This window comes from Ferruginibacter albus (genome assembly GCF_020042285.1).
Lineage (GTDB): Bacteria > Bacteroidota > Bacteroidia > Chitinophagales > Chitinophagaceae > Ferruginibacter > Ferruginibacter albus.
This window is the reverse complement of record NZ_CP083388.1, coordinates 3,701,532-3,727,886: the sequence shown is the minus strand read 5'-3', so window position 1 is coordinate 3,727,886 and position 26,355 is coordinate 3,701,532. Positions and strand designations below refer to the sequence as shown.

Below are 26,355 nucleotides of genomic sequence, written 5' to 3'. Positions count from 1 at the left end.
AAGCGACAAGAAGCAAAGATGATTAAGTTTAAATCTAAAAATCAGCCCGAAAAGCAGTACATTTAATAAGCCTCAAATACTAACCTCAGCAGGCAACCCGTTATATTCTTTTCCCGATTATTAAGCAACAAACCAACATACTTTGTTATCGGCCGATGAATTAAGCATACATATCAGGGGTTGTACCCTGAATGCGAGGGAGAGTCAAAAAATGATATACAACTCTTTCTATGGGTATGCTATGGCTATTTGCGACCGCTATACCAATAATCACGACGATTCTGTTGAAATATTAAACGACGGTTTTTTGAAGATATTTAAAGAGATACATCGGTTTAAGCCGGCTTATTCCGATGAGATCGGCTCTTTTAAAGGCTGGTTGAGAAAAATAATGATTTATACCGCCATCGACCATTTCAGAAAAAACCGTAAGCACCAACTGGTAGGAGAACTGGATTCAGCCGTTTATCATTTACAAGCCGATGTGGAAGGAGCTTTAGACAAAGTTTCTTATCATGAAATAATAAAGTTTATACAGGATCTATCCCCGGGCTATAGAATTGTGCTCAATCTTTTTATTGTAGAAGGATTAAGTCATGAGGAAATTGCTGAGCAATTGGGAATTTCTGTAGGAACATCAAAATCAAATCTTGCTAAGGCAAGAAAACAATTACAAAAGATCTTATTTCGTCAAAACAAAATATTAATTGCAAAAAATGCTGGATGAAGAAATGGATGATATTATAAAGAGGGCTTCCGACCAACATTACCCCACCTACGATGACCAGGCCTGGGGTAAAATGGAAAGCTTGTTGGATAAGCATCTTCCTCAGAAAAAAGATAACAGAAGATATCTTTTATTGCTGCTGCTGTTCTTATTAACAGGAGCAGGATTATATTTTGCTTTGCATTCTGCAAAAGATAAAAACGAGATTGCACAAACACAAGCTGCCGGCTCAGTTAAAACAATTGAGGTACAAACAAACAATACACCACCAATAACAGCATCTAACCAAAGAGTTGATAAAGAAGAAAAAACAAATATTGTAAACAACTCAACAGGCGCTTCAATCACTAATAATATTGTTATTAAAAGTGCTTCAAGATCCGGCTTTATAGCAAACATACATGCTGCTACACCTAATGATAATTCATTGACCGGAAAAAGCATTCAGCAAAAAAGAAAAACGAAATCAAGATATAAAACCAAAGTATCTACTGGTGCTGCAGATGGAATTGTAGACAATCAAAATAATAACAACACGGATAAAGAAGAAACTATTTTTGCAGAATCAACATTGGCAACGCCTGTTCAACAGCCCAATGATGTAACTGAAAATACCATTGCAAAAAGCACAGACTCTTCACTTAAAAAAATAGTAACAGCCGATACTGCTAACAACAAAGAGCCAATAGCATCTAACACAAAAAAGAAAGAAGAAAAGACCAATAAATTCAAAAGCAGTTTTGCCATTACAGCATCTGTTGGCCCGGGTTTAAGCTATATTGATTTGAATGATGCAGGCAAAACAACCATTACGTATGGTGCCGGCGTTCGATATGCATTTAATAAACATTTTGCTGTAAGAACAGGTTTTTATGTTTCTAAAAAAATATACTCAGCGTCGCCCTCTGATTATCATCCGCCCAAACAATTCTGGACATACTATCCTGACTTAAAGCAAATAAACGCCAATTGCCAGGTGTATGAGATTCCGTTAACGCTTAGCTATAATTTCGGCTTGTCTAAAAAGCATGAATGGTTTGGCGCTGCAGGGTTGTTGTCTTATTTAATGAAAAACGAAACCTATCAATATAATTCCCAGGATGCACAAGGGGGGCAATCAACATATACCGCTGTAATAAACAATCAAAATAAAAACCTGTTTTCGGTTTTATCCCTGTCAGGAGGTTACCAATATAACTTTACCAAACGGTTCTCTTTAATGGCAGAACCATTTATAGAGCTTCCGCTAAACGGAATAGGATTTGGTAACATTAAATTAAATAGCGGCGGATTATTGTTTACTGCAGTGTTTAAGCCTTTTAAATAAAAATACCTTTTGTTGGGTATTGCATTTTTTTCGCCATTACTGTAATTTGGTAAAAAATTACTGCAATGTCAAAGTCCTTAAGTTCTTTCTTACTTATACTGTCAATATCAGTATTTACAACCGCAAAGTCGCAAACAACAGCAGAAGAATATTATAACGCAGCTGTAACGTTAGAAGACGACAACAAAATTGATGACGCCATTACTTCTTTTAAAAAGGCTGTTTCATTAAATGCGAATTATACGGATGCGTTATATGAATTAGGCTGGTGCTATAACGAGCAGGGCAAGTATTCCGATGCAATGCCGGTATTAAAAAAAGCGACGCAAGGTTCTTCCGCCGCCAAAGTTTACTTTGAGCTTGGTTATGCACAACAATATTCAAAAAATTATGACGATGCTATTACGACTTACAAAAAAGTATTGGAATTGGATAATCTGTATGCTTCTGCTTATAAATATCTAGGCATTATATACTTGAACACTAAGTATGACTATGAAAGCGCAAGAGATAATTATAAAAATTACCTTTTATATGCAACACAACCCGATGAAACATCTATTTATAATTTAGGCTGGTGCTATAATCAATTGGAAAATTATGATGATGCCATTACAACGCTTAAGCAGGCAATAGAAAAAAAGTCGGATGATTATGATGCTTATAATGAACTGGGATATGCCTATTATCAAAAAGAAAAAGCGGAAGATGCAATAGATGCTTATATGCAGGCACAACGATACAATGCACAAAATGCAACCTCTTTTACCGGCTTGGGCGATGTTTATAGGGTTTTAAAAGGTAGCGCTTCCTCAGCATTACCGAATTATTTAAAAGCGATAGACCTCAATGCGCAAAGCGCCAATGCAAACTACGGTGCAGGTTGGTGTTATAACGACAAGGGCGATTATGAAAAAGCAATTCCATATCTAAAAAAAGTAATCGAGATAAACAACCAATATACATCGGCAATGACGGAATTGGGGTATTCTTATTATCAGCTAAAAAAATATTCCGATGGTTTAGATATCTTAAAAAAAGCAAAAGCAATAAAGCCTACCAACCTGAGCTTGTATTATATAGGATTATGTTATGTTGGATTAGGACAAAAGAGCAGCGCACAAGCGACATACGAAGAAATGAAAAGTCATTCTTTTGATGATGCTGATAATTTGCAGAAGAAGATCAGCGCCATGTAATTTCTAAATTATTTATTTATTTCCGGCTTATTGCCGGATTTTTTTTGTGATATTTACAACATGTGTGGCATTGCGGGAATTATATCTACAGATAAACGATTGCTGAACCGGGACAACCTTCAAAGAATGACAGATGCATTATCGCATCGTGGCCCGGATGGTGAAGGATTTTGGATGAACGTCAATAGTACTGTTGGTTTTGGACACCGACGCCTGTCCATCATCGATCTAAGCGCTTCAGCAGCACAACCAATGCATTATTTAGACCGCTATACTATTATTTATAACGGTGAGATATATAATTACATTGAGTTAAAAGAGATACTACAGAAACAAGGCTATCATTTTAAAAGCAAAACAGATACAGAAGTTATTTTAGCCGCTTATGATTATTGGAAAGAAGAATGTTTGTTCCGTTTTGATGGAATGTTTGCCTTTGCTATTTACGATGCTATAGAAGATACATTGTTTGCAGCAAGAGACCGTTTCGGCGAAAAACCTTTTTATTATTACAAAGATGATGATCATCTTTTTTTTGCCAGCGAAATGAAAGCCTTGTGGGCATTGGGCATCAATAAAGAAGTAAATCCTAAAATGTTGCTGAATTATCTAACCATCGGTTATGTTCAGAATACAGTAGATAAAAAAGAAACGTTTTTTAAAAGCATTTCATCATTAACACCTGCACATTATCTCAAACTAAATATCAGTAGTAAAAACTTTGAAATAAAAACGTATTGGCGATTAAATAAAGAATACGGTGTAAAAATTTCAGATAAGGAAGCCATCGAAAAATTTACAGAGTTATTTACTACCTCTATTAAAAGAAGATTACGAAGCGATGTGCCAGTGGGAACAAGTCTTAGCGGTGGACTGGATAGCTCTTCCATCGTTACTATTATCAATCAGCTCTATGCAACAGGATGTGCAGATTATAAGCCGGCTTGTTTTTCTGCCGTGTTTCCGGGCTTTGAAAAAGATGAAACACCTTATATCAATTCCGTTATAAATAAATTTCGTTTGAACAGCTTTACTGTTAGGCCTTCGGCAGATGAATTGATAACAACATTTAAAAAGATCTGCTATCACCAGGAAGAGCCGTTTCATTCATCCAGTGTTTATGCACAGTACAAGGTATTTGAATTGGCAACACAAAATAATGTAAAAGTGTTACTGGATGGACAGGGAGCAGATGAATCTTTAGCAGGATATTCTAAATATATTCATTGGTATTTGCAGGAAATAATAGGACATCGCAAATTGCAGTTGGCGGGGAAAGAAATGAAAGCCTTAAGAAGGAATCAAGTCCCCATTCAATGGAGCGTTAAAAATGTTTTAGCTACTTTTTTCCCGCCACATGTCGCAGTGTTTTTAGAAAAAAAGGCCTACAAGAAAATCACCGGTCATACAGACCTGACCAATGACTTCATAAACTCTTTTAAAGGAATGGAATGGGGCGGTATTTTTAAGCCCATTGTTACCAACCTGAATGATATTTTATATTTCAATACGATACAATTTGGTTTAGAAGAACTGCTTCGATTTGCAGACAGAAACAGCATGGCACATGGCCGTGAAGTACGGTTGCCTTTTTTGAGCCATGAGTTGATAGAGTTTATTTTTTCTTTGCCTGCTAATTTTAAAATACATGATGGATGGACAAAATGGATTCTACGCAAATCCATGGACAAAAGATTGCCTGACGATATTGTTTGGCGCAAAAACAAAATTGGGTACGAGCCTCCGCAAGAGCAATGGATGACCGACCCTCATCTCCAGGATTATATTCATGAAGCAAGAAAAAAACTGGTCGACAAAAATATCTTACGTCCCGAAACGCTGAACAAAAAAATAACTCCCCTACCCGCTTATAAAGAAGAAAACTATGATTGGCGTTATTTATGCGCTGCAGAATTGTTATCATAAAACTTGTTGCTCCTTTGTCTTAATGCTTTAAAAGCCTCAACTTTGCCATACAAATTATTTAAATGAAACTCGCTACAAAATTCATTCATGCCGGTGCAGAACCCGATCCATCAACCGGCGCAATAATGACGCCGATATATCAAACCTCTACTTATGTACAGGAAGCACCGGGGAAAAACAAAGGGTATGAATATGCACGATCGCAAAACCCAACACGTAAAGCATTGGAAGATGCTTTTGCTGTAATTGAAAACGGAAAGTTTGGATTGGCTTTCAGTAGCGGGGTTGCAGCAACGGATGCTGTTTTAAAATTATTATCTGTCGGAGATGAAGTGGTAACGGGCAACGATCTGTATGGCGGCACTTATCGCTTATTTACAAAATTGTATGAGAACTTTGGGATCTCCTTTAAATATGTAGATGCTTCCGATGCAAATAATATAAAAAAAGCAATATCCTCTAAAACAAAAATGATATGGATTGAAACACCCACCAATCCTTTATTAAGCATAATCGATATTGAAGCAGTTGTAAACATTGCAAAAGAGAATAAGGTAATAGTAGTTGTAGACAATACGTTTGCATCGCCCTATTTACAAAACCCTTTAGATATGGGTGCGGATATCGTAATGCATTCTGTTACTAAATACATTGCCGGACATAGCGATGTTATACAAGGTTGTTTAGTGATGAATGATGCGACGTTGAGAGAAAAATTATATTTTATTCAAAAAAGCAGCGGTGCTGTTCCCGGCCCGATGGATTGCTTTTTAGCTTTACGTGGTATTAAAACATTGCATTTACGTATGCAACGTCATTGTGAGAATGGAGAAAAGATCGCAAACTATTTACGCAAGCATCCTAAGATCGCAAAAGTTTACTGGTGCGGATTTGAGGATCATCCTAATTATGCCATTGCAACAAAACAAATGCGTGGCTTTGGTGGCATGATAAGTTTTGTTTTAAAAGATGAAAGTATAGAAGCCGCCAATAAAGTCTTATCATCTACTAAGCTTTTTTCATTAGCCGAAAGCTTAGGGGGTGTAGAATCATTGATCAATCATCCTGCAACAATGACCCATGCTTCTATTCCGAGAGAAGAAAGAATTAAGAACGGTTTATCAGACAGCTTAATAAGATTAAGTGTGGGCGTGGAAGATGCAGATGACCTGATAGAAGATCTAAAACAGGCAATTGGATAATGAAACAAAAAGAACTCATAGAGTTTCTAAATAAAAAGGTTGATGAATACAATCAACCTTTTTTTATTAAGAACGACCCGGTTTCTATTCCACATCTTTTTACAAAAAAACAAGACATAGAAATTGCAGGTTTCTTTGCAGCGCTTTTTGCATGGGGCAACCGAACCATCATTATTAATAAAAGCAAAGAGCTCATGAGCTTAATGAATAATGCCCCCTATGAGTTTTGCATGAATAATGATCTAAAGCGATTGCAACATCTCCTTACTTTTAAACATCGCACTTTCAATAGCACGGATCTTTTATACTTTATTGAATTTTTGCAACATCATTATTCTAATCACGATTCTTTAGAGACTGCATTCAGTAAATGGATGAATAAGGATGATGCAGACACAAAAAATGCGCTTAACGGATTTTATAATTATTTTTTTTCCTTAGAAGATCATCCGCTAAGAACACAAAAGCACATAGCATCGCCGCAAAAAAATTCAACCTGTAAACGTTTAAATATGTATTTGCGTTGGATGGTGCGTAATGATAAAAAAGGGGTTGACTTTGGTATATGGAAAGATATTTCACCAACGCAATTAATTTGCCCGGTAGATGTGCATGTGGCAAGAGTGGCCCGTTATTTTAAATTGTTACAACGAAAGCAAACAGATTGGCAGGCCGCATTGGAATTAACTCAACATCTGCGTACATTCGATAAAAACGATCCTGTTAAATACGATTTTGCCTTATTCAGTTTGGGCGTTATGGGAAAATTTAATTAATGAATAACGATCTGATAAAGACCATCAATACATACGCCGAAATAAATGTTTCGGAGAATACTTCTTTTGAAGCGCTTAAACAGATATTGACAGAACATGTTAATTACCTGATTCAGCACAATTTTGAAAAGCTGGTAACATTATTATACAGGATAGATGTAAGTGAAGCGAGGCTTAAACAACTTTTGCAACAAAATTCCAATGCTAATGCCGGCAATATTATAGCTGACCTAATAATAGAAAGACAAATACAAAAAATAGAAAGCCGCAAAAATTTTAAGCAGAATGACAATATAAGCGAAGAGGAAAAATGGTGAGCTTATTTTCGTTCGTACATTAGTTCTCTCACTTTCTCTTTATCTTCCTTTTCTTTAGAAAGATCGAACATGGTACCAAATACACGGTCCCACAATGTTGTGCTTACACCAAAACCCTGGTGATCATTTTTATAATGATGAAGATGATGGTTGCGCCATAAAGGTTTCATCCATTTATACGGAGGGTTCCACGCATGAATAGCATAGTGCATGGTGCCGTACATTAAGTACCCAAGCATAAATCCCGGGAAAAAGGGAAATACATAATTGCTTCCGTTGAAAAGCGAAGCAATAAGATACATCAAAGAAAAAATAGCGGAAGCAATAATAATGCTTGGCACCGGAGGCATAAACAAACGTTCTTTGTCACGAGGATATTCGTGATGATTACCATGCATTACATACACAATTTTTTTAGCACGTTCGCTTTCCGCCACCATATGAAAAGTAAAACGATGCATAATATATTCAAAAAAAGTCCAAAAGAACATGCCGGCAAAAAAAGCCATAACAATTTGCCATGCATCCAATGTTAAAACAGCAGCACTGTAGTATAACATAAAAGCAATAATAGGAATATACATTCCCCAAATTACCAAAGGATGTGTTTTTGTAAGGTATTCGAGGTATTGATTCCTGAATAATTGTGCCTGACCTTTATTATGTATCTTCTCAAATTTCATAATTCGACGCTGCAAAAATAATCAATATAAATAACATGCAGGTTTGTTTATTAAATGATACCCGTTTCTTTTCTCATGCTTCCGTCATAAAATTGTTAATACTGAACAGCTTCTTTTGCAGCTTAGACGCCATTAAGTATTTTCGCAACTCTAATGAAGCTGAAACTTTTCATAGCTGGATTTTTATTAGTATTGCTATCATTACAATTGTTACCGGTAAAGCAGGTGATCAATTATTTTTATGATAACAGTGCGGCAACAGAAGAATTGGCTCATTCGCACAAAAACACAGTTCCTTGCTTTAAATTGTTAGGTGAAGACGGAAAATGGTTAATGGAGCATCATTACCAGGTAAATCACTTTATTTGCTTTATAAATAATCCCCTTCATTCTTACGATGAAAAAATTCCGCTGACACATTCAGCCGAAATTCAAACTCCTCCGCCCAACAAGGCATAATTCTTTCCGATTTATTCAATTATTTTTTTAATTATCAGGAATTGATAATGGGTCTTGTTATACATAATAAGATCTGTACAATTCTGCATAAAATATTTACAGTGAAAAAATTATTTCAAAATGTAACCGCTGATCTTTCAGCGTCGATAGTAGTATTATTGGTGGCCATCCCTCTTTGTTTGGGGATTGCATTAGGCTCCGGAGCTCCTTTGTTTTCCGGTATTATAGCGGGTGTTGTTGGGGGAATTGTAGTAGGAATAGTTAGTGGTTCTCAATTAAGCGTTAGCGGACCAGCTGCGGGTTTAACTGTAATTGTTGCAGCAGCTATTTTAAAATTACAGGCATTTGAAGCCTTTTTATTGGCAGTGGTTATTGCCGGCGTTATTCAAATAATATTAGGCTTTATAAAAGCCGGTGTTATTGGTGATTATATTCCCAACGCTGTAATTAAAGGAATGTTGGCGGCTATAGGGTTGATCTTGATCCTAAAACAGTTCCCGCATTTGGTAGGGTATGATGCAGATTTTTCAGGTGATGAAAGCTTCAGTCAAAACAACAATGAGAATACATTTTCGGGGTTATCGCATGCGGTTGGCTTTATAACTCCTGCAGCGGTAATTATCGGCGCTGTTTCCTTATTTATTTTGATAATGTGGGAGCAAAAGCTTTTCAAATCTAAAAAATGGATACAGATAGTTCCTGCGCCGTTAATGGTTGTAATTATTGCTACATTGATCAGCGAATGGTTTAAGACAAACAACCCGGCTTATGCGTTAGAAACAAAGCATTTGGTAGCGTTACCTATTTCAACAGATGGAAAGAATTTTTTATCATTCTTTACTTTTCCCGGTTTGGAATATTTAAAGAATTACGAAGTATGGACGGTAGCTGTAACCATCGCTATCGTTGCAAGCTTAGAAACATTATTGGGTATTGAAGCGGTTGACAAGCTTGATTCATTGAAAAGAGTATCGCCCCCTAATCGTGAATTAGTAGCACAAGGAGCCGGAAATATTATTTCGGGAATGTTAAGAGGATTGCCATTAACATCTGTTATAGTTCGCAGTTCTGCTAATGTAAATGCGGGCGCTAAAACAAAGCTGTCTGCTATTCTGCATGGCGTATTAATGTTGCTGTGTGTTTATTTTATTCCATCTATACTAAATAAGATTCCATTAGCATCTTTGGCGGCAATTTTGATTTTTACTGGCTATAAGCTGGCAAAAATTCCTTTGTTCAAAGATTTTTATCAAAAAGGATGGGATCAGTTTGTGCCGTTTGTAGTAACCATTGTTGCAATTTTGATGACAGATCTTTTAAAAGGAATTTTAATAGGTATTGCCGTAGGATTATTTTATATGATACGTAGCAATTTCCGGTCATCGGTTTTTGTAGTGAATGATGATAACCGGTTTTTGTTTAGATTAAGAAAAGACGTTTCGTTTTTAAACAAGCCCATTATTAAACGCAAACTGGAACAGGTGCCGGAAAATGCTTTTGTACTTATAGATGCTACCCGTGCGGATTTTATTGATAAAGATGTTATTGAAGAAATAAATAATTTTATGAAGCATGCACATCTTAAAAATATTAAGGTAGAAATTAAGCGAAGCCAATATAAAGAAGTGCATGCATTGTTTAACGAACCTGTAAATGGTTTTGAAACAACTAATTCTTATGTTATGGACTTTAGCAACACTCATTAAGCATATGAATTTGTGCTACGGCAGCAGGAATCGCTCATCGCAACGACTGCGCTATTATGAAACTTTAATTACATTTACTTACTAAAAAGAAAAACTTTATGACATCATACGAAAAATTATTATTAGAGAATAAAGCGTGGGCTAAAGAAGTAGAGCAGGAAGACCCCACATTTTTTAAGCGTTTATCGGCCTTGCAAACCCCTGAATTTTTATGGATAGGATGTAGTGACAGCCGTGTGCCTGCGGATAAAATTACCGGCACGCAACCCGGTGAAATTTTTGTACACCGTAATATTGCCAATATGGTAGTGCATACCGATGTTAACTTATTAAGCGTATTGGATTATGCGGTTAATCATTTAAAAGTTCGCCATGTAATTGTTTGCGGACATTATGGTTGCGGCGGTGTTAAAGCAGCCATGGGTAACCAGGATTTTAAACCTGTATTAAATATGTGGCTGCGCAATATTAAAGATGTATATCATGTTCATAAAACAGAATTGGATGCCATTGCAAACGAAGATGATAAAACAGATAGATTGGTAGAGTTGAATGTAAAAGAACAAGTGTCGCACCTGGCGCAAACATCCATTATTCAACGTGCATGGAAAAATGATAACCGCCCTTATTTACATGGCTGGGTATATGGCTTAAAAGATGGCCTTATAAAACCGGTGATGGAAGTGCAGCCCGGTGCTGAAATTGATCCACTGTACAGATATGACGATCTTTAAAAAATTACTCCCCGAAATTTTCGGGGAGTTTTATTTTTCTACAAGTTCCATTGATTCTATATAGTAAGTATTTAATAAACTTCTTCTTGCCTCAATATGCAGGTAATCATTCGCTAAAATTTCTTTTCTGTCCTGTGAGCCAAAATCGAAGGGCCTAGAATATTTTCTGTCTAAAAAAACAAAATGTATATAATCGTATTTTCCTTGTTCTACATTGGTTATCCTGCAATCAAATGACTCAATCTTATTTTCTTTTGCAAATGTTTTTACAAGGATGTTGAAGGGGATATCGAGAATAAATGAAAACAAAAGAGAATAAAATGCAATTTCAATAATTAAAGCAGCTACATACACCTTATCCTTTATCTTCCTGGCATAGTATGTTTCAAATTTTCTATATCTATTTAAGCAAAAACTAATGATCAATACCAATGCTATCCCTAACCTGCTTACAAAAAAATAAGCCGGCTCATTTAAAACCCTGCAGCTTTGAAATAAATACCAAAGAATAAAAACTAAAACAACTAAATAAAACTTCCTAGAATTTAAAAGTTTAAAGACAAAACGATCTTTCTTTGGTTTTTGTTTCATAAGGAAGTGCTGACGTAAGTTTACTTATGCAACTTTTTCCATTCTCAATTTTTCAATTGCTTCTTTTGCAACGGGTGTTAAAACCAGTCTTCCGCTAATGGCTGCTCTTTCTTTAAGCAACTCATCCCAATGTTCCGTTCCTTTCCATAACACTTTTTTTAATTCTGCAGCGGCAGCAGCACTGCTGTGTGAAAGATTATGTGCTAAACGACGAATGGATTCATCCATATTTTCAATGTTGGAATGTACTTCTGCAAATAAGCCTTTGCGCTTTGCCCATTCGCTGGTACGCCAGCCGGCAGCATCAATTGCCAATGCGCTAAATGCAGAAGTTCCGATCTTTCTTTCTACCGCAGGGCCAATTACAAAAGGACCAATGCCAAAAGTTAACTCGCTCAATCGTATCTCTGCTTTTTCTACTGCAATAGCATAGTCTACGGCTGCAATCAGGCCAACGCCGCCGCCAACAGCCTTTCCTTGTATGCGGCCAATAACAAATTTGGGGCATTTACGAATAGCGTTGATAACATTTGCAAAACCGCTGAAAAATCGTATTCCTTCAGCATCTGTTTTTATATTACTTAATTCATGAAAAGAAGCACCGGCGCAAAAAGCTTTATCGCCTGCACTTTTTAATACGATCACTTTTGTTTCGGAATGTGTGCCCGCAAAATGAATTTCTTTGGCGATCTCTTCCAATAATTTTCCCGGTAATGAATTGCCTTGCGGGTGATAAAATTCAATAGTTGTTATTCCCTGGTGTGTTTCAGATTTTACATATGCTTCTGACATATTAAGCGATTTTAGGTTTTCAATTGGTTCAAGGTAATTGATGTATCTCTTGGTACTAAGTTAATTTAAAAACAAGATTAATAAAATATCTGATAGTTATAAAAAATAAAAAAGCAGGTTACAATAACCTGCTGATATTATAGAAACGAAATAGAGTATTAATTATTTTATTCTTTTATCAATAGCTGCCCCAAGAGCAGTAAAGATCGTATCGATTGTTCCTTCGCCGGGCACAGAATCTACTTTATTAAATTGCTTGTAATAATCCGCCACTGCTGTGGTTTTGCGGTGATATTCTGCAATACGTGCCCTTATTATTTTTTCATTGGTATCATCGCTTCTGCCGCTGGTTTCGCCGCGTTTTAATAAACGTTTTACCAGTTCTTCTTCACTTACCTCTAAAGCCAGCATTAAATTAATGGCAGATTTTTTTAGCTCTAATAATTTATCCAGCGCTTCTGCCTGTGCAGCTGTACGCGGAAAGCCATCAAATAAAAAGCCTTTTGCTTCCGGATGATTGTCCAGCGCTGAGCTTATCATCCCGATAACTACTGCATCGGGAACCAGCTCTCCTTTATCCATAAAATTTTTTGCTTCAAGACCTAATGGAGTTTGATTCGCAATTTCAGAACGAAGCAGGTCGCCGGTGCTTAAATGTTGGAAACCATATTTTGCAATTAACTTTTCGCTTTGTGTACCTTTTCCGCTGCCGGGAGGGCCAAATAGTATTAAATTAAACATAATTTGAAGCTGTTAGCCAGAGTAAGTAACAAATATACTGGATGATTTTTTATTTCCTTTAACAGGAGAAGCAAATTATGCAAAAACTATCGGAAAGCTGTTATCGTATATTGTTTGTGCGATTTAAAATAGGATACGAATAAGGCAAACTGCATCGCACAGTGCGTGAGGGATTGAAGCGGAAATACTTTTTGCGTGAGAAGGTTATGAGCATGGATCAAAAAGATTGCAGCGTAAAGCCCGACCCCTGGGCACGCCATAAAAACCATTTTTCAATAAACTTGTTATAAAATGATGCGTACAATTATTTTTTCTGCCGTATTATTTATTTCTTTGGCAGGATGCAGTCAATCGACCAGCAATAAAACAATTACAAATATGGATACAACTAACAAAAACAAGGTTTATTCAAATACCGATACATCAAAAGTGACTATCAGCGACAGCGAATGGAAATCTATTTTGCCTAGCGACGTATATAATATTGCCCGTGAAAAGGGAACCGAAAGAGCATTTACCGGAAAGTATTGGGATACGTTTGATACGGGCACTTATTATTGTGCGGCCTGTGGCAATCCGTTGTTTAAAAGCAATGCAAAGTTTGAAAGCAGTTGCGGATGGCCAAGCTTTTTTGAACCGATCAGTAAAGGCAGTATCATTTATGCACCCGATAATACTTATGGAATGAGCAGAACGGAAGTAATGTGCGGCCGCTGTAAAGCCCACCTGGGCCACGTTTTTGAAGACGGTCCACCACCAACAGGCTTACGTTATTGCATAAACTCTGTAATACTTGATTTTAGAAAAGCACAGGAAGCAGAGAAGAAATTCAACGAGAAACAATAGAAACTTCGTGAAACGAAAAGCGTGAGACGTGAAATAGATAGACTTTTATTTCACGTCTCACGCTTCGCATTTATATCAGTTCTTGTTATTTAAAAAGATGAAAGGCTTTAGATCTCTTTGACGAAAGAGCTTACGTAATGACAATACATTACTGCTGATATTATATTTGTTTAGGTCGATGATTTCGTGAGAGAGAAATATATTTTCGGAATGCTCTACCACGTAGAGAAGTTCATGTAGCATATCTACTTCATGCTCCATTGCTTCCGGGTTCAGTTTTTGGCTGAACAACACCAATAGATTACGGTTAGGTTTGTTCATTTTTCGAATTGGCTTTATGCAATCAATACCCTACCATGCCTTGCTTGGCTGCACAACTGCATTGTCCTTTTTTAGAAGAAGAACAGCTTGTTGATGCTACAGTAAGCGTAATTAATAGTGCAATGACGAAATATCGTATCATAGTATAATGAGATTACTAAATTAAACTATTTTCACAAATATTTATTGTGCCGCCAATGGCAGATGTGAAATTTAACATACCGGAAAGAAAATTGCGTGTGCTGCTGGCTCCTTTGGATTGGGGGCTGGGCCATGCTTCCCGCTGTATACCGATCATTCATGAACTTGTCGGGAACGATTGCGATGTTTTTATTGGCGCCGAAGGCGCCACACGTGCTTTGCTTCAAAAAGAGTTTCCAGAGCTGCATTTTATTTCATTAAAAGGATACAACATAAAATACAGCAGGCGCAAATTTGGGTTAATGCTGAAATTGATAGTACAATTTCCAAAGCTGATCTTGAGAATTTACAAAGAACATCAATGGCTAAAGAATATCGTTGATCAATATAAAATAGATGCAATTATTTCTGATAATCGATTGGGTTTATATCATTCAAAAATTCCTTGCGTTTACATAACGCATCAGCTGCAAATAAAGACGGGCAATAGGTTTACAGAAAAGATCGCACAGCAATTGCATTATTGGTTCATTAAAAAATATAACCAATGCTGGGTTCCAGATTTTAAAGGCGAGAAAAACATTGGTGGAGAATTATCGCATCCCAAAATAATTCCTGCGCATGTGAAATATATTGGCGCACTTTCTAGATTTGAAAAGCTAACCAATGTGGAACAAAAATATTCTTTAGCTATAATTTTATCTGGCCCTGAACCGCAGCGAACGATCTTTGAGAATATTCTTTTAACTCAATTAAAAGAACGTAAAGAACCGGTATTATTTGTAAGAGGATTGCCGGGGGGAAATAACAAAATACAAAGCACAAATACCAATGTTGTCATTGTAAATCATCTTTCTTCAGAAGAGTTGAATATTGCTATTCAGCAATCTGGATCTGTGATCAGCAGAAGCGGATATACCACCGTAATGGATCTTATCAAACTAAATAAAAAAGCTGTTTTTGTAGCAACGCCCGGACAAACAGAACAGGAATATTTAGCTAAACATCTACAAGAAGAAAATATCTTTCTTTCTAAACAACAGGATGCATTTGGGTTGCTAGAAGCATTAGACGAAGCAAAAAGCTTTGCCGCAGATATTCCTGCAATGAATATGTATGAGTATAAACATGTACTGAAGGATTTTATTAAACAGCTTTAGGATAATCGAAAAACAAAAACTCCTTCTTAGACTTCTTAAAATCTTTCCATTTATCAGCATTAATTTTTATCGAAAAAATGCCGCAGGTTGGCATATTATCAATATGTACTGATTCTACCAATTCGTTTACAAATTGTGTTATTCCGGGATTGTGAGAGAAGATGGCAACTGTATTAAATGAATCATCAATAGTTTCTATTGCTTGATAAAATGTTGCTACATCTGCATGATAAAGGGCTGAAACAAAAATTATATCTTCTTCTTTTTGTTTGTAAACGCTACAAAACAATTCACAGGTTTTTTTCGCACGCTTAGCAGGACTAGAAACAAAGGCATCGATGTTTATTTTTTTATCGATCAGTCGTTGTGCCATTTCGGGGGCATCTTTTTTACCTCTGTCATTTAAAGGACGTTCAAAATCGTTGAGCGTACCAATATCCCAACTGCTTTTTGCATGACGAACTATTAAGAGTTGTTTCATTGCCAATAAAAGTAAAATTCAAAATTGGCAATTCAAAATTAATAGCCTCTTACATTTTTGCCGGACATATAATTCATGAAAGCTTTATTTACAACACGATTTCCGCCCGGAGTCGGATAGTTACCGGTGAAATACCAATCGCCTGTATTAGTAGGGCATGCTTCGTGTAAAGATTCTATAGTTTGGAAAATAACATCAACCGGGATATTAATATCAGTTGGTGTAATAAGCTGTGCTATTTTCTTAGATAATTCTATTGTAGTAAATGGTTTGTAAACCTGACGAACAATGTTTTCTGTATGTAATTGATTATTACGTTCCAACTCTTTGCATTTTTCCAACAGATCGTTCAGCAATGTTTCATTACCTCTTTCTTTTAATAATTCTGTTGCGGCTTTAAATGCAATAAAATCACCCATCTTGCTCATGTCAATTCCGTAGCAATCAGGATAACGTATTTGCGGTGCTGAAGAAACAATAATGATACGCTTGGGTTCCAAACGGGCCAACATGCGCACAATACTTTCTTTCAATGTAGTTCCCCTTACGATGGAGTCATCAATTACCACCAATGTATCAACACCTTTGCGAACAGTACCATAAGTAATATCATACACGTGCTGTACCATTTCATTACGATTAATATCTTCCGTAATGAACGTACGCATCTTCACATCCTTGATCGCAATCTTTTCAATGCGTACATTTCGGGTAATTACTTCCGTTAGCTTCGATTCGTCGTAATCTTTACCCCAACTTAATATCTTTTCTATTTTTGTTTTATCCAGGTATTCCTGTGCTCCTTTCAACAAACCATAAAACGCTGTTTCTGCTGTATTGGGAATGAAAGAGAAAATGGTATTCTTCAGATCGTGATCAATGGCTTTTAAAATAGGCTCGCTTAAATGATGACCCAGTGAAATTCTTTCACGGTAGATCTTTTCATCGCTACCACGACTGAAATAAATGCGTTCAAAACTGCATGCTCTTCTTTCCTTCGGCTCTACAATTTGTTCGATCTTGTAGCTACCGTCCGGCTCTGTTATCAGCGCATTTCCCGGCATTAATTCCAACACTTCATTTTCTCCCACGTTGAAAACAGTACGTATAGTTGAGCGCTCGCTTGCTGCAACAATTACCTCATCGCTAATATAATAATAGGAAGGACGAATACCGTGTGCATCACGCATTACAAAGGAGCTTCCGTTGCCAACAAGGCCACAAAAATTAAAACCGCCGTCAAATAACGGAACTGCTTTTTTTAAAACTTTTGCGATATCTAATTTATCAGGAGATGCTTCATCGGCCTTTACTAAAAAATGATGTATCACTTCCATCATTGCCGCCAGATCGCTCGTCTTTTCAAAATCACCCGGATTTATATTCAGCATGCGGAACAATTCATCCACATTTACCAGATTAAAATTACCAGCCAATGCCAGGTTTCTTGCAGGAATAGTGTTTCGCTTAAAGAACGGATGGCAATATTCTACATTATTTTTCCCCTGTGTGCCATAACGAAGATGCCCCAACAATAGCTCACCTAAAAAGCGTAAATGCCCTTTCATTAAACCAGGGTGATTCTTAATGTCAGGCTGGCTTTTTTCCAGCTCGGCAACTTCTTTTCCTACTTTGGCAAAAATATCTGCAATAGGCTGTGGAGCGCTGCTTCTAAGGCGTTGTAAAAAGGGATAGCCCGGCTCCACATTCAGTTTTACAGCCGCAATACCGGCGCCATCCTGGCCACGGTTGTGCTGTTTTTCCATCAGCAGGTACAGCTTATTAAGCCCGTACAGTACTGAACCATATTTTTGTTGGTAATAACTAAAAGGTTTGCGCAAACGAATGAAGGCAACGCCACATTCGTGTTTTATTTCATCGCTCATGTTGGTGCGGCAAAGTTACAATTTTGAAAAATAGCTTCAAACAAAAAATCCTCCGAACATCGGAGGATTCAACAATTTTAAAGAAGAATAGTTTATAAACCGCTTAAACAAACTCCTATCTGGAAAAATTTTATATCGGGACCTGCACCATCTTTCAATAAAGAGGTTATTTGATAGCTTCCATATAAAGAAAAGCTGCCATACCCTACTCTTGCCGTTGCTGTTAACCTGGTTCCATTAAAAAAAGCAGTATTGCTTATTTTTTCCGTAAAATCATTTACCAGGTTACCGTATTTATCTACTTCGGTCACGCCTTTTGTGTGTGCATTCAGCATTAGGCCAACTTTTGCACCCAGGGCAGCCTTAAAGCTTTTTTTATTGTTTTCAGGATGTTTGGTGAAACGTAATTCAACAGGAACTTCCACAAAGGTTGTAGATAGTTTATATTTATCAAAATGATTGCTTGAATCTAAATTTTGAAAAGGAAGAACAGCTCCGGTTGCATTTAATCCAACACTCATTTTATCAAAGAAAATATTACTGTTGCTAATACCCAAACCAAAAGCAACACTCCAGTTAGGACTGGTTTTAAAAGGTTTATCAAACATATAGTAAATGCTGAATCCTCTGGAAAATCCTTTTTGATGATTGCTGATGGTATCCGGCATATTGGTCCAATGGTCTGTAGTAAGATCGATCATTAAATGATCGGCAGCACGGTCAGCAATATCAATCTTTGGTTTGGTTTTTTTGGTTATTGTGGTTGTTTGTGCAAAGGTTCCGTACACAATGAAAGTCAGCAATACAACGGAAAAAATTTTCTTCATATTAGTAATTGAGTTTGCAAAATAACGGCAAATAATTTAATGAAGCGTTAAATTGAACAGTTTACTATATTTGCAGCCTCATTCTTCAAGATTTGAAGAAGGGCCCATAGCTCAGTTGGTTAGAGCACCTGACTCATAATCAGGGGGTCCCAGGATCGTGCCCTGGTGGGCCCACAGTAATAAAAAAGCTTCAACGAATTTCGTTGAAGCTTTTTTATTTTATGAGATAATATAAATTTCGAAGCTCGGATTTTATTAAGCCAATAATTCATAACGGTTTAATTAAAAATCATATCTGCTAATACAGCTAATTATTTTTACAAAACAAACCCTGAATAAAAATTTATCAAGGCTTAAAAAAGCAGTCAAGAAAGTAGTTTCCAAAAAAATCAAAAAAAATTTTTTCAATTCAAAAAAACGTTCTACTTTTACCCTACCAAATTACTAGACTAATAAAAATATACTTGTTTTACCACCGACAAGTGTCATTTAGTAAGTTAAAAACTTAATTAACATGCAGACACTACATTCTCACGCGGGGTACGGTAAACAAAAAGAGTTACTGATTCTTTCCATTTTCTTTTCCAGCATTTATTGTTGTTGTTAATCATCCTTTACTTATTCATTTAATTCCGGCTTTGCCGGCACACAGACATTAGCCTGTAGAGCATAGGCTTATGTGGTGGTAACATATTCATGTGCCACAGGCTTTTGTCTGTGTGCCGGAAGAGGTTTGTCCTTTCCATTAATCATTATCAGCTTATAAAAAATACAATGAACCAAACTAATCGCAGTTTTATTTATAAACACACAATAATATTTTTATCACTATTTCTTTTGTTGGTTTCTTCCGCACAAGCGCAGGAACCAACGATACTAAAAGGGAAAGTAATTGAATCTAGAACCAAGACACCTTTAACCGGCGCTTCTATAAGTCTTAAGGGTTCTACCAACGCTGTTACAACAGACAATAAAGGAGAGTTTAAATTAGAGACGTATAAAAAACTACCGGTATACCTTACCGTTAGTTTTGTTGGTTACCAGGCACAAGAGATCACTATTAGTGATAATAGTTTCGTCAACATAGAATTGGTTGAACAAAGCAATCAGCTGGCAGATGTAGTAGTATTGGGTTACGGTACACAAAAAAGAAAAGATGTAACCGGCTCTGTTGCTACTGTTTCTAAAGACCTGCTTACCCGTCCTGTAACTTCCTTTGATAATTTATTACAAGGATCTGTTGCGGGTGTAGTGGTAACACAAAGTTCCGGGCAGCCCGGCGCAACCTCCAGCATACGCATACGCGGTGGTAACTCACTGAGCTTTGGTAACGATCCTTTGTATGTAATTGATGGATTTATTTATTACAACGATAACAGCCTGGTGAACTTTGCTTCACCTTCTGCTGTGATACCTTCTGTTACAGGGGTTTCAACAAATGGTATCTCCACTATCAATCCTTATGATATAGAATCGATCGATATATTGAAAGATGCATCTGCAACAGCTATCTATGGTTCACGTGGTGCGAATGGTGTAGTGATCATTACAACAAAAAGAGGAACAAAAGGAAGCAACAATATCAATTACAGTGCATCGTATGGTATACAAGATGCAACTAAAACATTATCCTTATTAAATGGTCCGCAGTGGGCAAAGTATTTTGATGACCTATATGCGGCTACACCAAGTCTTCAGCCAAGTAATTCAGGACCCGGACTTTCTGTATCAAAATTGTTGATAGATTCTTTAGGTAATGCAGGTGTTAACGGCGACTGGGTAGGTTCTGCATTACGACAAGGTGCTACACAAAACCATCAGCTTACATTATACGGAGGAGATGAGAAATCAAGGTATTCTATTTCAGGTAATTACTTTGATCAAAAAGGTATTGTAACGGCAACAGATTTCAAACGCTATTCAGCAAAGGTGAACTATGAAAAGAATTACTCAAAGGATTTTAAAGTGAATGTTAGCATTTTAGGAAGTAATTCTATTGAAGATAAATTAGTAGGTACTGCATACAACAGTATTAACTTTAATACAGCAGCTTTTCCAGGCCTATACTTGTTTAATCCATTACAGGCTGTTACTAATAAAGACGGCAGCTATAATGTAAGCTATCAACCTTCTATTGCACCCACTCTTTATACCGTAAACGGTCAACAGTTTTCTGTTAATCCGTTGCAGGATATTAACTCAATTACGAACCAGGTAAATCTTGGACGTGTATTAGGCAATCTTTCCGGCGAATATAAGATCACAAAAGATCTTACTTTCAAAACGACGTTTGGTGCAGATCAGTTAAATACCAAATTAAATTACTATACACCTTCTTATACTTCATTGGGTAGTAATGGCGGAACTTATAAAGGCGTTGGTTCAGTAACAAATATTAATACATTAACGTGGTTGAATGAAAACACTTTCTCTTATAATCATTCGATCAACGACAAACATTTCTTTGATGTGTTGGCAGGGTATACTACACAATATTTAAGATCAGTATACGCATTTGCAGGTGGTTATAATTTCCCTAATGATATTACAGCGTATAATAACCTCAATCTCGCTTCTAATCCAGGCGCTGCAAGTGGAGAAAGCAAGTCAATAATTAATTCATGGTTGGGTAGGGTTTCTTATTCATTCAAACATAAATACAATCTTACCTTAACAGGAAGAGCAGATGGCGCTTCGGTTGCAGGGCTTAATAAAAAATGGGGCTTCTTCCCCTCAGCAGGTTTTTCATGGAATGCATCGGATGAAGATTTCTTTAAACCATTATCTAAAACAATTAATAATTTAAAAGTTAGATTAACTGCCGGTAGCGTAGGTAATGCAAACTTCCCTGCATACAGCTCTTTAGGTTTGGAAGGATTTAACGGGTATTATTATGGAAGTCCGCTTAGTGCCAATATCGGTTTAGCTCCTACGCAATTGTCTAATCCTGATCTTACCTGGGAAACTACTGCGCAATATGATGCAGGTGTTGACATCGGGTTTTTAAACAATCGAATTACATTAACAGCAGATTACTATTATAAAAAAACAACCAACCTATACATCAGCGGCTCAGGATTGGTTCCATTATCAACAGGTTATGCTTCTGTATCTGAGAACATTGGAAGCCTTGAAAATAAAGGGTTAGAGTTATCATTGAGCACAGAAAATATCAAGACAAAAGACTTCTCATGGAAATCAACATTGATCTATGCATCTAATTCAAATAAAGTTCTAAGCCTTGGCCCTAATCCCGCAATATTTCCTGTAGCACCAACCGGTCAGGTGTCGCCGGTTATAGTAAAAGTTGGATTACCGGTTGGTACTTTCTGGGGTTACAAAACAGACGGCTTATTGACTACTGATGATGTGTATGGAGCAAACCCTGCAGCAAAATTATCAGGCGTATCACAACAAACGGGAGATCGAAAATATTTGCATGCGCCTGGAGTGACGGGCGCTACTATCACAACTGCTGATAAGCAAAATTTAGGAAGTGCACAGCCTGATTTTACAGCAAGCTTTAATAATACACTTACGTATAAAAATTTCGACCTGTCATTTTTCTTCCAGGCATCTGTTGGTGGTAAGTTGTTTAACCTGATACAACAGCAATTAGAAAAAACTACTACTACAGGTAATGTGTCAGCAACATTGTTAGATCGTTGGGATTCGGTAAACAATCCAAATGGCAAAACGCCAAAAGTTACGAATGCACCGGTAGTGCAGGTTTCAGATGTTTACATTGAAGATGGTTCTTACTTACGTTTAAAGAATATCACCTTTGGCTACAACTTTCCAAAAAGTGTTGCACATAAAATTCTGGCAAAACAATTACGCTTATATGTATCAGCACAAAACCTGTTGACTATAACAAATTATTCAGGATTAGATCCCGAAGCAAATTTCTACGATCAAAATAATCTTCAACCGGGAATTGATTATGGAGTGTATCCCAATGCAAGAACATATACGATCGGGCTTAACGTAACATTTTAATTTATTAAACAAGAATAGCAATGAAAAAGATATCTATAATACTACCCATCATAATAACCCTTGTTACGATCGCATCGTGCAACAAGCTGGATGAAAACCCGCAGGGCACCATCACTACAGACAATTTTTATAAAACACAGAATGATGCAATTGCTGCTGTAACAGCGGTGTACAGCACTCTAACAACAGATATAAATAATGACTTTCCTGTCTATGGTCGTAACCTGAATTTATTAGTAGACAATCCAAGTGATAACCAGGTGTACAGTCCATCCAATACAAACCCGGATGTGCGTGCATTAGGCACTGCAACGTATGTAAGTACCAACGACAGAGTACATAAAATATATGCACAATTATATTGGGGAATTGACAAAGCAAATGTTGCGATCGATAAAATTCCGACGATACCTGCTGATAAATTTTATGATGCAACACACTCTGCCCTTAACCTGGTAAGAGAAGCAAGATTTATAAGAGCATTGTTATATTTTAACCTGGTTCGCTTATTTGGTGATGTGCCATTGGTATTGCATGATGCAGGAACAGTGGCGAATGCAAATATCCTGGTAGGTCGTACTCCTAAGGATTCTGTGTATCGCCAGATAATTGAAGACCTGGATTCTGCTACTTCATTGCCTGCAAAATATTCAGGTGTTGATGTAGGAAGAGTAACAAGCGGCGCTGCACATGCTTTGTTAGGTAAAGTATATGTGACAAGACAGGACTGGGCAAATGCAGTTAAAGAACTTAAGCAAGTGATCACTGCCGGGACAGCTAACCTTACCGAGGCTACAACGGGTAATTATGGGTATGACCTGTTCCCGAAATTTGTCGATGCATTCCAGGCGGCAACAAAAAATGGTAAAGAACATATTTTCTCTGCACAGTTCAATGGAACTACCGGAGGCTTTACCAGTACACAAAATATCAGCTCATTTACCTGGAGCACTTCTGCCTATACCAGTGATATTCCTGCAGACAAAACAGTTATTGAAAATGTATTCAATGTAAATGATCAAAGAAGAAGTGTTTCTTTTTACGATTCATTATACAATACCCAAACAGGCAAATGGGTTAAATGGCCGTACTATAATTTCTTAAAGTTTGTTGATCAAAGTACTGGCTTTGTTACTGCTTTACAAGGTAACCAGGGAGCTAACAGCAAGATCAACTTTCCTGTAATTCGTTATGCAGATGTATTGTTGTTATATGCCGAAGCGTTGAACGAATTAAACGGTGGACCAACTCCTGATGCATATGTGGCAATAAATATTATCAGGGCAAGAGCATTTAATTCTTACACTTCTAATGGAAGTTATACAGATCATACATATGATGTATCTGCTTTGAATCAATCATCATTTAGGGATACTGTCTTTACTGAAAGAAGAAGAGAGTTCATACAGGAAAGTCAGCGTTGGTTTGATCTGGTAAGAAGAACAGATAAAGGACCCGGACAATATTACCTGCAATCAGTATATGCTATGCCCGGTAATCCAAAAGCGGCAGCAACATTAAAAGATACACTGTTCCCTATTCCTCAATCAGAGATCGATCTGTACCAGGGACGTAATCCAAACTTTAAACAAAACCCGGGTTGGGAATAATACTTACAATTCTTTCTAAATAAAATAAAAATGAAAAAACAAAACAATATTGCTTTATTGATAGCAACAGCAATTGCAGGCCTATTGCTTGTAACAAATGCACAGGCACAAGCTCCTGAACAAACTTACCAGGGCAAAGTTGGCAAAACATTAGATGATTCAAAAGAGTGGTGGGCGCCTGTAGCAAAAGCACCGGCCGGTGCACCCAATGTAGTACTCATTATATTAGATGACGTTGGTTATGGCGCTTCTTCTGCTTTTGGCGGAGTGATACGAACTCCAACGTTGGATAGCTTGGCTAATAACGGTCTACGTTACACGAATTTTCATACTACAGCTATTTGCGCACCTACACGTTCAGCATTGTTGACAGGACGTAACAGTCACTTTGTTCATGAAGGAGGTTTCTCTCATATCTCCATGTCAGCGGGCTTCCCCGGCTATGACGGAAGGATTCCTTCTACAGATGGAACCATTGCAGAGATATTAAAAGACAATGGCTACAATACATTTGCAGTAGGTAAATATGGTTTAACACCTGATGAAGATGCTACAGATGCTGGTCCATTTGATCGTTGGCCAAGCGGTAAAGGTTTTGAACATTTTTTTGGTTTCTTAGGTTCTCAAACAGATCAGTATAAACCTGATTTAGTAGAAGACGATGCACACGCAACACCTGATGGAAGGCATTTGAATGAACAGATAACTGACAAGGCTATCTTCTATATCAATCGTCAGCAAAAAGCAGCTCCCGGCAAACCTTTCTTTTTATATTATGCACCCGGCGCAACACATGCACCGCACCAGGTAGATAAGTATTGGAGCGATCAATATAAAGGAAAATTTGATGAAGGCTGGGATGTATTCCGTGAAAAAGTATTGGCGAACCAAAAGAAATTAGGTGTTGTTCCTTCTTATGCACAATTACCTCCACGTAATTCTCGTGTGCCTGCATGGAATTCTTTGACGGAAGATCAAAAGAAATTATTCGAACGTTTTTTTGAAGTATATGCCGGCTACCTTACTTACACCGACTACCAGATCGGAAGATTGATCAACTATCTTAAAGAAAATAACCTTTTAGATAATACATTGGTGTATGTAATTATCGGTGACAATGGCGCCAGTAAAGAAGGTACCAATGAAGGCGTGATCGAACCTAAAACAAATTCTGCCCGCACTAAAACAGAAGCAGAATATTTAAAAGCAAACCTGGAAGATATTGATTCGATAGGTACTGCCGCTGCATTCACCAATTATCCATTGGGCTGGGCACAAGCAGCGAATACGCCTTTCCGTGAGTGGAAGCAAGATGCCAATGCAGAAGGTGGCACACATAATCCACTGATCGTTTTTTATCCAAAAGGAATTAAAGACAAAGGTGGTATCCGCAATCAATATGGGCATGTGATAGATATCTTACCTACTACGTTGGATCTTACAGGAATTAAAGCGCCGGAATATATTAAAAGCGTTAAGCAGGATGTAATACAAGGAACCTCATTAGCTTATTCTATTGATGATGCAAAAGCTGCGTCCAAACATACTATTCAGCATTATTACATCTTTGGTTCACGTTCTATTTATAAAGATGGATGGAAAGCAGAAGCAGCGCATCATCCATACAATATCGATTTTGATTTTAAACCGGGAGAAAAGATCGCTGATAAAAGTTTTGATGAAGATGTATGGGAATTGTATAACCTGAACGAAGACTTCAACGAGCGTGTTGATCTGGCAAAAAAATATCCTGAAAAATTAGCAGAATTAAAAAAGGTGTTTGATGAGCAGGCTCAAAAGAATCATTTATATCCATTGATCGATTGGTATGATGTGTATAATAAAAGAATACATCACCCGAACGACAGTGATACACAGGCGCCAATAGTAAAATAAAATTATTG

23 protein-coding genes and 1 tRNA gene are annotated in these 26,355 nt (G+C 37.0%); 16 read left to right on the top strand and 8 right to left on the bottom strand.

What is annotated here, in order from left to right; all coding sequences use genetic code 11:
* The first annotated feature begins 211 nt into the window (after nt 1–211).
* From K9M53_RS15905 to K9M53_RS15875, 7 genes are all read left to right on the top strand, one after another.
* Complete coding sequence (locus K9M53_RS15905) at nt 212–727, top strand: RNA polymerase sigma factor (RefSeq protein ID WP_224016753.1); 516 nt, start codon at nt 212–214, stop codon at nt 725–727.
* Nucleotides 717–2,054, top strand: a complete 1,338-nt coding sequence (locus K9M53_RS15900; protein ID WP_224016751.1) for a porin family protein — start codon at nt 717–719, stop codon at nt 2,052–2,054. The genes K9M53_RS15905 and K9M53_RS15900 overlap by 11 nt, the downstream gene beginning before the upstream one ends.
* 65 nt (nt 2,055–2,119) lie before the next feature.
* Entirely contained in the window at nt 2,120–3,253 is a 1,134-nt protein-coding gene (locus K9M53_RS15895) for a tetratricopeptide repeat protein (RefSeq protein ID WP_224016749.1), read from the top strand.
* 60 nt (nt 3,254–3,313) lie between these two features.
* Nucleotides 3,314–5,179 (top strand): asparagine synthase (glutamine-hydrolyzing), encoded by a 1,866-nt coding sequence (gene asnB, locus K9M53_RS15890; protein ID WP_224016747.1) that lies wholly within the window; start codon nt 3,314–3,316, stop codon nt 5,177–5,179.
* Between the two features lie 62 nt (nt 5,180–5,241).
* Nucleotides 5,242–6,381: a cystathionine gamma-synthase gene (locus K9M53_RS15885; RefSeq protein WP_224016746.1), complete on the top strand. Its 1,140-nt coding sequence runs from the start codon at nt 5,242–5,244 to the stop codon at nt 6,379–6,381.
* Nucleotides 6,381–7,157, top strand: coding sequence for a TIGR02757 family protein (locus K9M53_RS15880; RefSeq protein ID WP_224016744.1), 777 nt, complete (start codon nt 6,381–6,383; stop codon nt 7,155–7,157). Before K9M53_RS15885 ends, K9M53_RS15880 begins: the two co-directional genes overlap by 1 nt.
* Entirely contained in the window at nt 7,157–7,474 is a 318-nt protein-coding gene (locus K9M53_RS15875; RefSeq protein ID WP_224016742.1) for a hypothetical protein, read from the top strand. The genes K9M53_RS15880 and K9M53_RS15875 overlap by 1 nt, the downstream gene beginning before the upstream one ends.
* 2 nt (nt 7,475–7,476) lie before the next feature.
* On the opposite strand, the gene K9M53_RS15870 is transcribed toward K9M53_RS15875, so the two are convergent.
* Entirely contained in the window at nt 7,477–8,157 is a 681-nt protein-coding gene (locus K9M53_RS15870; RefSeq protein WP_224016740.1) for a sterol desaturase family protein, read from the bottom strand.
* A 153-nt stretch (nt 8,158–8,310) separates the two neighbouring features.
* Here K9M53_RS15870 and K9M53_RS15865 point away from each other — a divergent pair, with 153 nt between their 5' ends.
* From K9M53_RS15865 to K9M53_RS15855, 3 genes are all read left to right on the top strand, one after another.
* Nucleotides 8,311–8,616, top strand: a complete 306-nt coding sequence (locus K9M53_RS15865) for a hypothetical protein (RefSeq protein WP_224016737.1) — start codon at nt 8,311–8,313, stop codon at nt 8,614–8,616.
* Between the two features lie 101 nt (nt 8,617–8,717).
* Entirely contained in the window at nt 8,718–10,322 is a 1,605-nt protein-coding gene (locus K9M53_RS15860; RefSeq protein ID WP_224016736.1) for a SulP family inorganic anion transporter, read from the top strand.
* 98 nt (nt 10,323–10,420) lie between these two features.
* Nucleotides 10,421–11,056 carry a carbonic anhydrase gene (locus K9M53_RS15855; RefSeq protein ID WP_224016735.1) on the top strand — a complete coding sequence of 212 codons (636 nt, stop codon included), beginning with the start codon at nt 10,421–10,423 and terminating at the stop codon, nt 11,054–11,056.
* 30 nt (nt 11,057–11,086) lie between these two features.
* On the opposite strand, the gene K9M53_RS15850 is transcribed toward K9M53_RS15855, so the two are convergent.
* The 3 genes from K9M53_RS15850 to K9M53_RS15840 form a co-directional block, all read right to left on the bottom strand.
* Nucleotides 11,087–11,647 (bottom strand): hypothetical protein, encoded by a 561-nt coding sequence (locus tag K9M53_RS15850; protein ID WP_224016733.1) that lies wholly within the window; start codon nt 11,645–11,647, stop codon nt 11,087–11,089.
* A 24-nt stretch (nt 11,648–11,671) separates the two neighbouring features.
* Nucleotides 11,672–12,439 (bottom strand): enoyl-CoA hydratase/isomerase family protein, encoded by a 768-nt coding sequence (locus tag K9M53_RS15845; RefSeq protein ID WP_224016732.1) that lies wholly within the window; start codon nt 12,437–12,439, stop codon nt 11,672–11,674.
* Between the two features lie 162 nt (nt 12,440–12,601).
* Entirely contained in the window at nt 12,602–13,180 is a 579-nt protein-coding gene (locus tag K9M53_RS15840) for an adenylate kinase (protein ID WP_224016730.1), read from the bottom strand.
* A gap of 291 nt (nt 13,181–13,471) precedes the next feature.
* Here K9M53_RS15840 and msrB point away from each other — a divergent pair, with 291 nt between their 5' ends.
* On the top strand, nt 13,472–14,026 hold the full coding sequence (gene msrB / locus K9M53_RS15835; RefSeq protein WP_315857668.1) for a peptide-methionine (R)-S-oxide reductase MsrB: 555 nt from the start codon (nt 13,472–13,474) through the stop codon (nt 14,024–14,026).
* Nucleotides 14,027–14,101: 75 nt separating this feature from the next.
* Here msrB and K9M53_RS15830 read toward each other — a convergent pair whose 3' ends face one another.
* Complete coding sequence (locus K9M53_RS15830; RefSeq protein ID WP_224016729.1) at nt 14,102–14,347, bottom strand: hypothetical protein; 246 nt, start codon at nt 14,345–14,347, stop codon at nt 14,102–14,104.
* A 197-nt stretch (nt 14,348–14,544) separates the two neighbouring features.
* On the opposite strand from K9M53_RS15830, the gene K9M53_RS15825 reads away from it, so the two are divergent.
* A complete protein-coding gene (locus tag K9M53_RS15825; protein ID WP_224016727.1) occupies nt 14,545–15,648 on the top strand; it encodes a glycosyltransferase in 1,104 nt (367 codons plus the stop codon).
* On the opposite strand, the gene K9M53_RS15820 is transcribed toward K9M53_RS15825, so the two are convergent.
* From K9M53_RS15820 to K9M53_RS15810, 3 genes are all read right to left on the bottom strand, one after another.
* The gene (locus tag K9M53_RS15820) at nt 15,635–16,129 is read right to left on the bottom strand and encodes a SixA phosphatase family protein (RefSeq protein WP_224016725.1); all 495 of its coding nucleotides are present in this window, start codon (nt 16,127–16,129) and stop codon (nt 15,635–15,637) included. The genes K9M53_RS15825 and K9M53_RS15820 overlap by 14 nt on opposite strands.
* Nucleotides 16,130–16,167: 38 nt before the next feature.
* Nucleotides 16,168–18,015, bottom strand: coding sequence for an amidophosphoribosyltransferase (locus K9M53_RS15815; RefSeq protein WP_224016723.1), 1,848 nt, complete (start codon nt 18,013–18,015; stop codon nt 16,168–16,170).
* Nucleotides 18,016–18,107: 92 nt separating this feature from the next.
* The gene (locus K9M53_RS15810; RefSeq protein WP_224016721.1) at nt 18,108–18,842 is read right to left on the bottom strand and encodes an outer membrane beta-barrel protein; all 735 of its coding nucleotides are present in this window, start codon (nt 18,840–18,842) and stop codon (nt 18,108–18,110) included.
* A gap of 100 nt (nt 18,843–18,942) precedes the next feature.
* Between K9M53_RS15810 and K9M53_RS15805 the strand changes: the two genes are divergently transcribed.
* From K9M53_RS15805 to K9M53_RS15790, 4 genes are all read left to right on the top strand, one after another.
* Nucleotides 18,943–19,016: transfer RNA gene (locus tag K9M53_RS15805), tRNA-Ile, on the top strand.
* A gap of 600 nt (nt 19,017–19,616) precedes the next feature.
* Complete coding sequence (locus K9M53_RS15800; RefSeq protein ID WP_224016719.1) at nt 19,617–22,841, top strand: SusC/RagA family TonB-linked outer membrane protein; 3,225 nt, start codon at nt 19,617–19,619, stop codon at nt 22,839–22,841.
* A gap of 20 nt (nt 22,842–22,861) precedes the next feature.
* Nucleotides 22,862–24,451 carry a RagB/SusD family nutrient uptake outer membrane protein gene (locus tag K9M53_RS15795; RefSeq protein WP_224016717.1) on the top strand — a complete coding sequence of 530 codons (1,590 nt, stop codon included), beginning with the start codon at nt 22,862–22,864 and terminating at the stop codon, nt 24,449–24,451.
* A gap of 30 nt (nt 24,452–24,481) precedes the next feature.
* A complete protein-coding gene (locus K9M53_RS15790; protein WP_224016715.1) occupies nt 24,482–26,347 on the top strand; it encodes an arylsulfatase in 1,866 nt (621 codons plus the stop codon).
* Nucleotides 26,348–26,355 lie beyond the last annotated feature (8 nt).

Bases quoted from the DNA above. Each gene is read 5' to 3' on its own strand.
- K9M53_RS15870 (WP_224016740.1), bottom strand. From the start codon at position 8,157: ATGAAATTTGAGAAGATACATAATAAAGGTCAGGCACAATTATTCAGG.
- K9M53_RS15895 (WP_224016749.1), top strand. From the start codon at position 2,120: ATGTCAAAGTCCTTAAGTTCTTTCTTACTTATACTGTCAATATCAGTA.
- K9M53_RS15795 (WP_224016717.1), top strand. From the start codon at position 22,862: ATGAAAAAGATATCTATAATACTACCCATCATAATAACCCTTGTTACG.
- K9M53_RS15815 (WP_224016723.1), bottom strand. From the start codon at position 18,015: ATGAGCGATGAAATAAAACACGAATGTGGCGTTGCCTTCATTCGTTTG.
- K9M53_RS15825 (WP_224016727.1), top strand. From the start codon at position 14,545: ATGGCAGATGTGAAATTTAACATACCGGAAAGAAAATTGCGTGTGCTG.
- K9M53_RS15830 (WP_224016729.1), bottom strand. From the start codon at position 14,347: ATGAACAAACCTAACCGTAATCTATTGGTGTTGTTCAGCCAAAAACTG.
- K9M53_RS15905 (WP_224016753.1), top strand. From the start codon at position 212: ATGATATACAACTCTTTCTATGGGTATGCTATGGCTATTTGCGACCGC.
- K9M53_RS15900 (WP_224016751.1), top strand. From the start codon at position 717: ATGCTGGATGAAGAAATGGATGATATTATAAAGAGGGCTTCCGACCAA.
- K9M53_RS15875 (WP_224016742.1), top strand. From the start codon at position 7,157: ATGAATAACGATCTGATAAAGACCATCAATACATACGCCGAAATAAAT.
- K9M53_RS15845 (WP_224016732.1), bottom strand. From the start codon at position 12,439: ATGTCAGAAGCATATGTAAAATCTGAAACACACCAGGGAATAACAACT.
- K9M53_RS15885 (WP_224016746.1), top strand. From the start codon at position 5,242: ATGAAACTCGCTACAAAATTCATTCATGCCGGTGCAGAACCCGATCCA.
- K9M53_RS15850 (WP_224016733.1), bottom strand. From the start codon at position 11,647: ATGAAACAAAAACCAAAGAAAGATCGTTTTGTCTTTAAACTTTTAAAT.
- K9M53_RS15810 (WP_224016721.1), bottom strand. From the start codon at position 18,842: ATGAAGAAAATTTTTTCCGTTGTATTGCTGACTTTCATTGTGTACGGA.
- msrB (WP_315857668.1), top strand. From the start codon at position 13,472: ATGATGCGTACAATTATTTTTTCTGCCGTATTATTTATTTCTTTGGCA.
- K9M53_RS15865 (WP_224016737.1), top strand. From the start codon at position 8,311: ATGAAGCTGAAACTTTTCATAGCTGGATTTTTATTAGTATTGCTATCA.
- K9M53_RS15855 (WP_224016735.1), top strand. From the start codon at position 10,421: ATGACATCATACGAAAAATTATTATTAGAGAATAAAGCGTGGGCTAAA.
- K9M53_RS15800 (WP_224016719.1), top strand. From the start codon at position 19,617: ATGAACCAAACTAATCGCAGTTTTATTTATAAACACACAATAATATTT.
- K9M53_RS15840 (WP_224016730.1), bottom strand. From the start codon at position 13,180: ATGTTTAATTTAATACTATTTGGCCCTCCCGGCAGCGGAAAAGGTACA.
- K9M53_RS15790 (WP_224016715.1), top strand. From the start codon at position 24,482: ATGAAAAAACAAAACAATATTGCTTTATTGATAGCAACAGCAATTGCA.
- asnB (WP_224016747.1), top strand. From the start codon at position 3,314: ATGTGTGGCATTGCGGGAATTATATCTACAGATAAACGATTGCTGAAC.
- K9M53_RS15880 (WP_224016744.1), top strand. From the start codon at position 6,381: ATGAAACAAAAAGAACTCATAGAGTTTCTAAATAAAAAGGTTGATGAA.
- K9M53_RS15820 (WP_224016725.1), bottom strand. From the start codon at position 16,129: ATGAAACAACTCTTAATAGTTCGTCATGCAAAAAGCAGTTGGGATATT.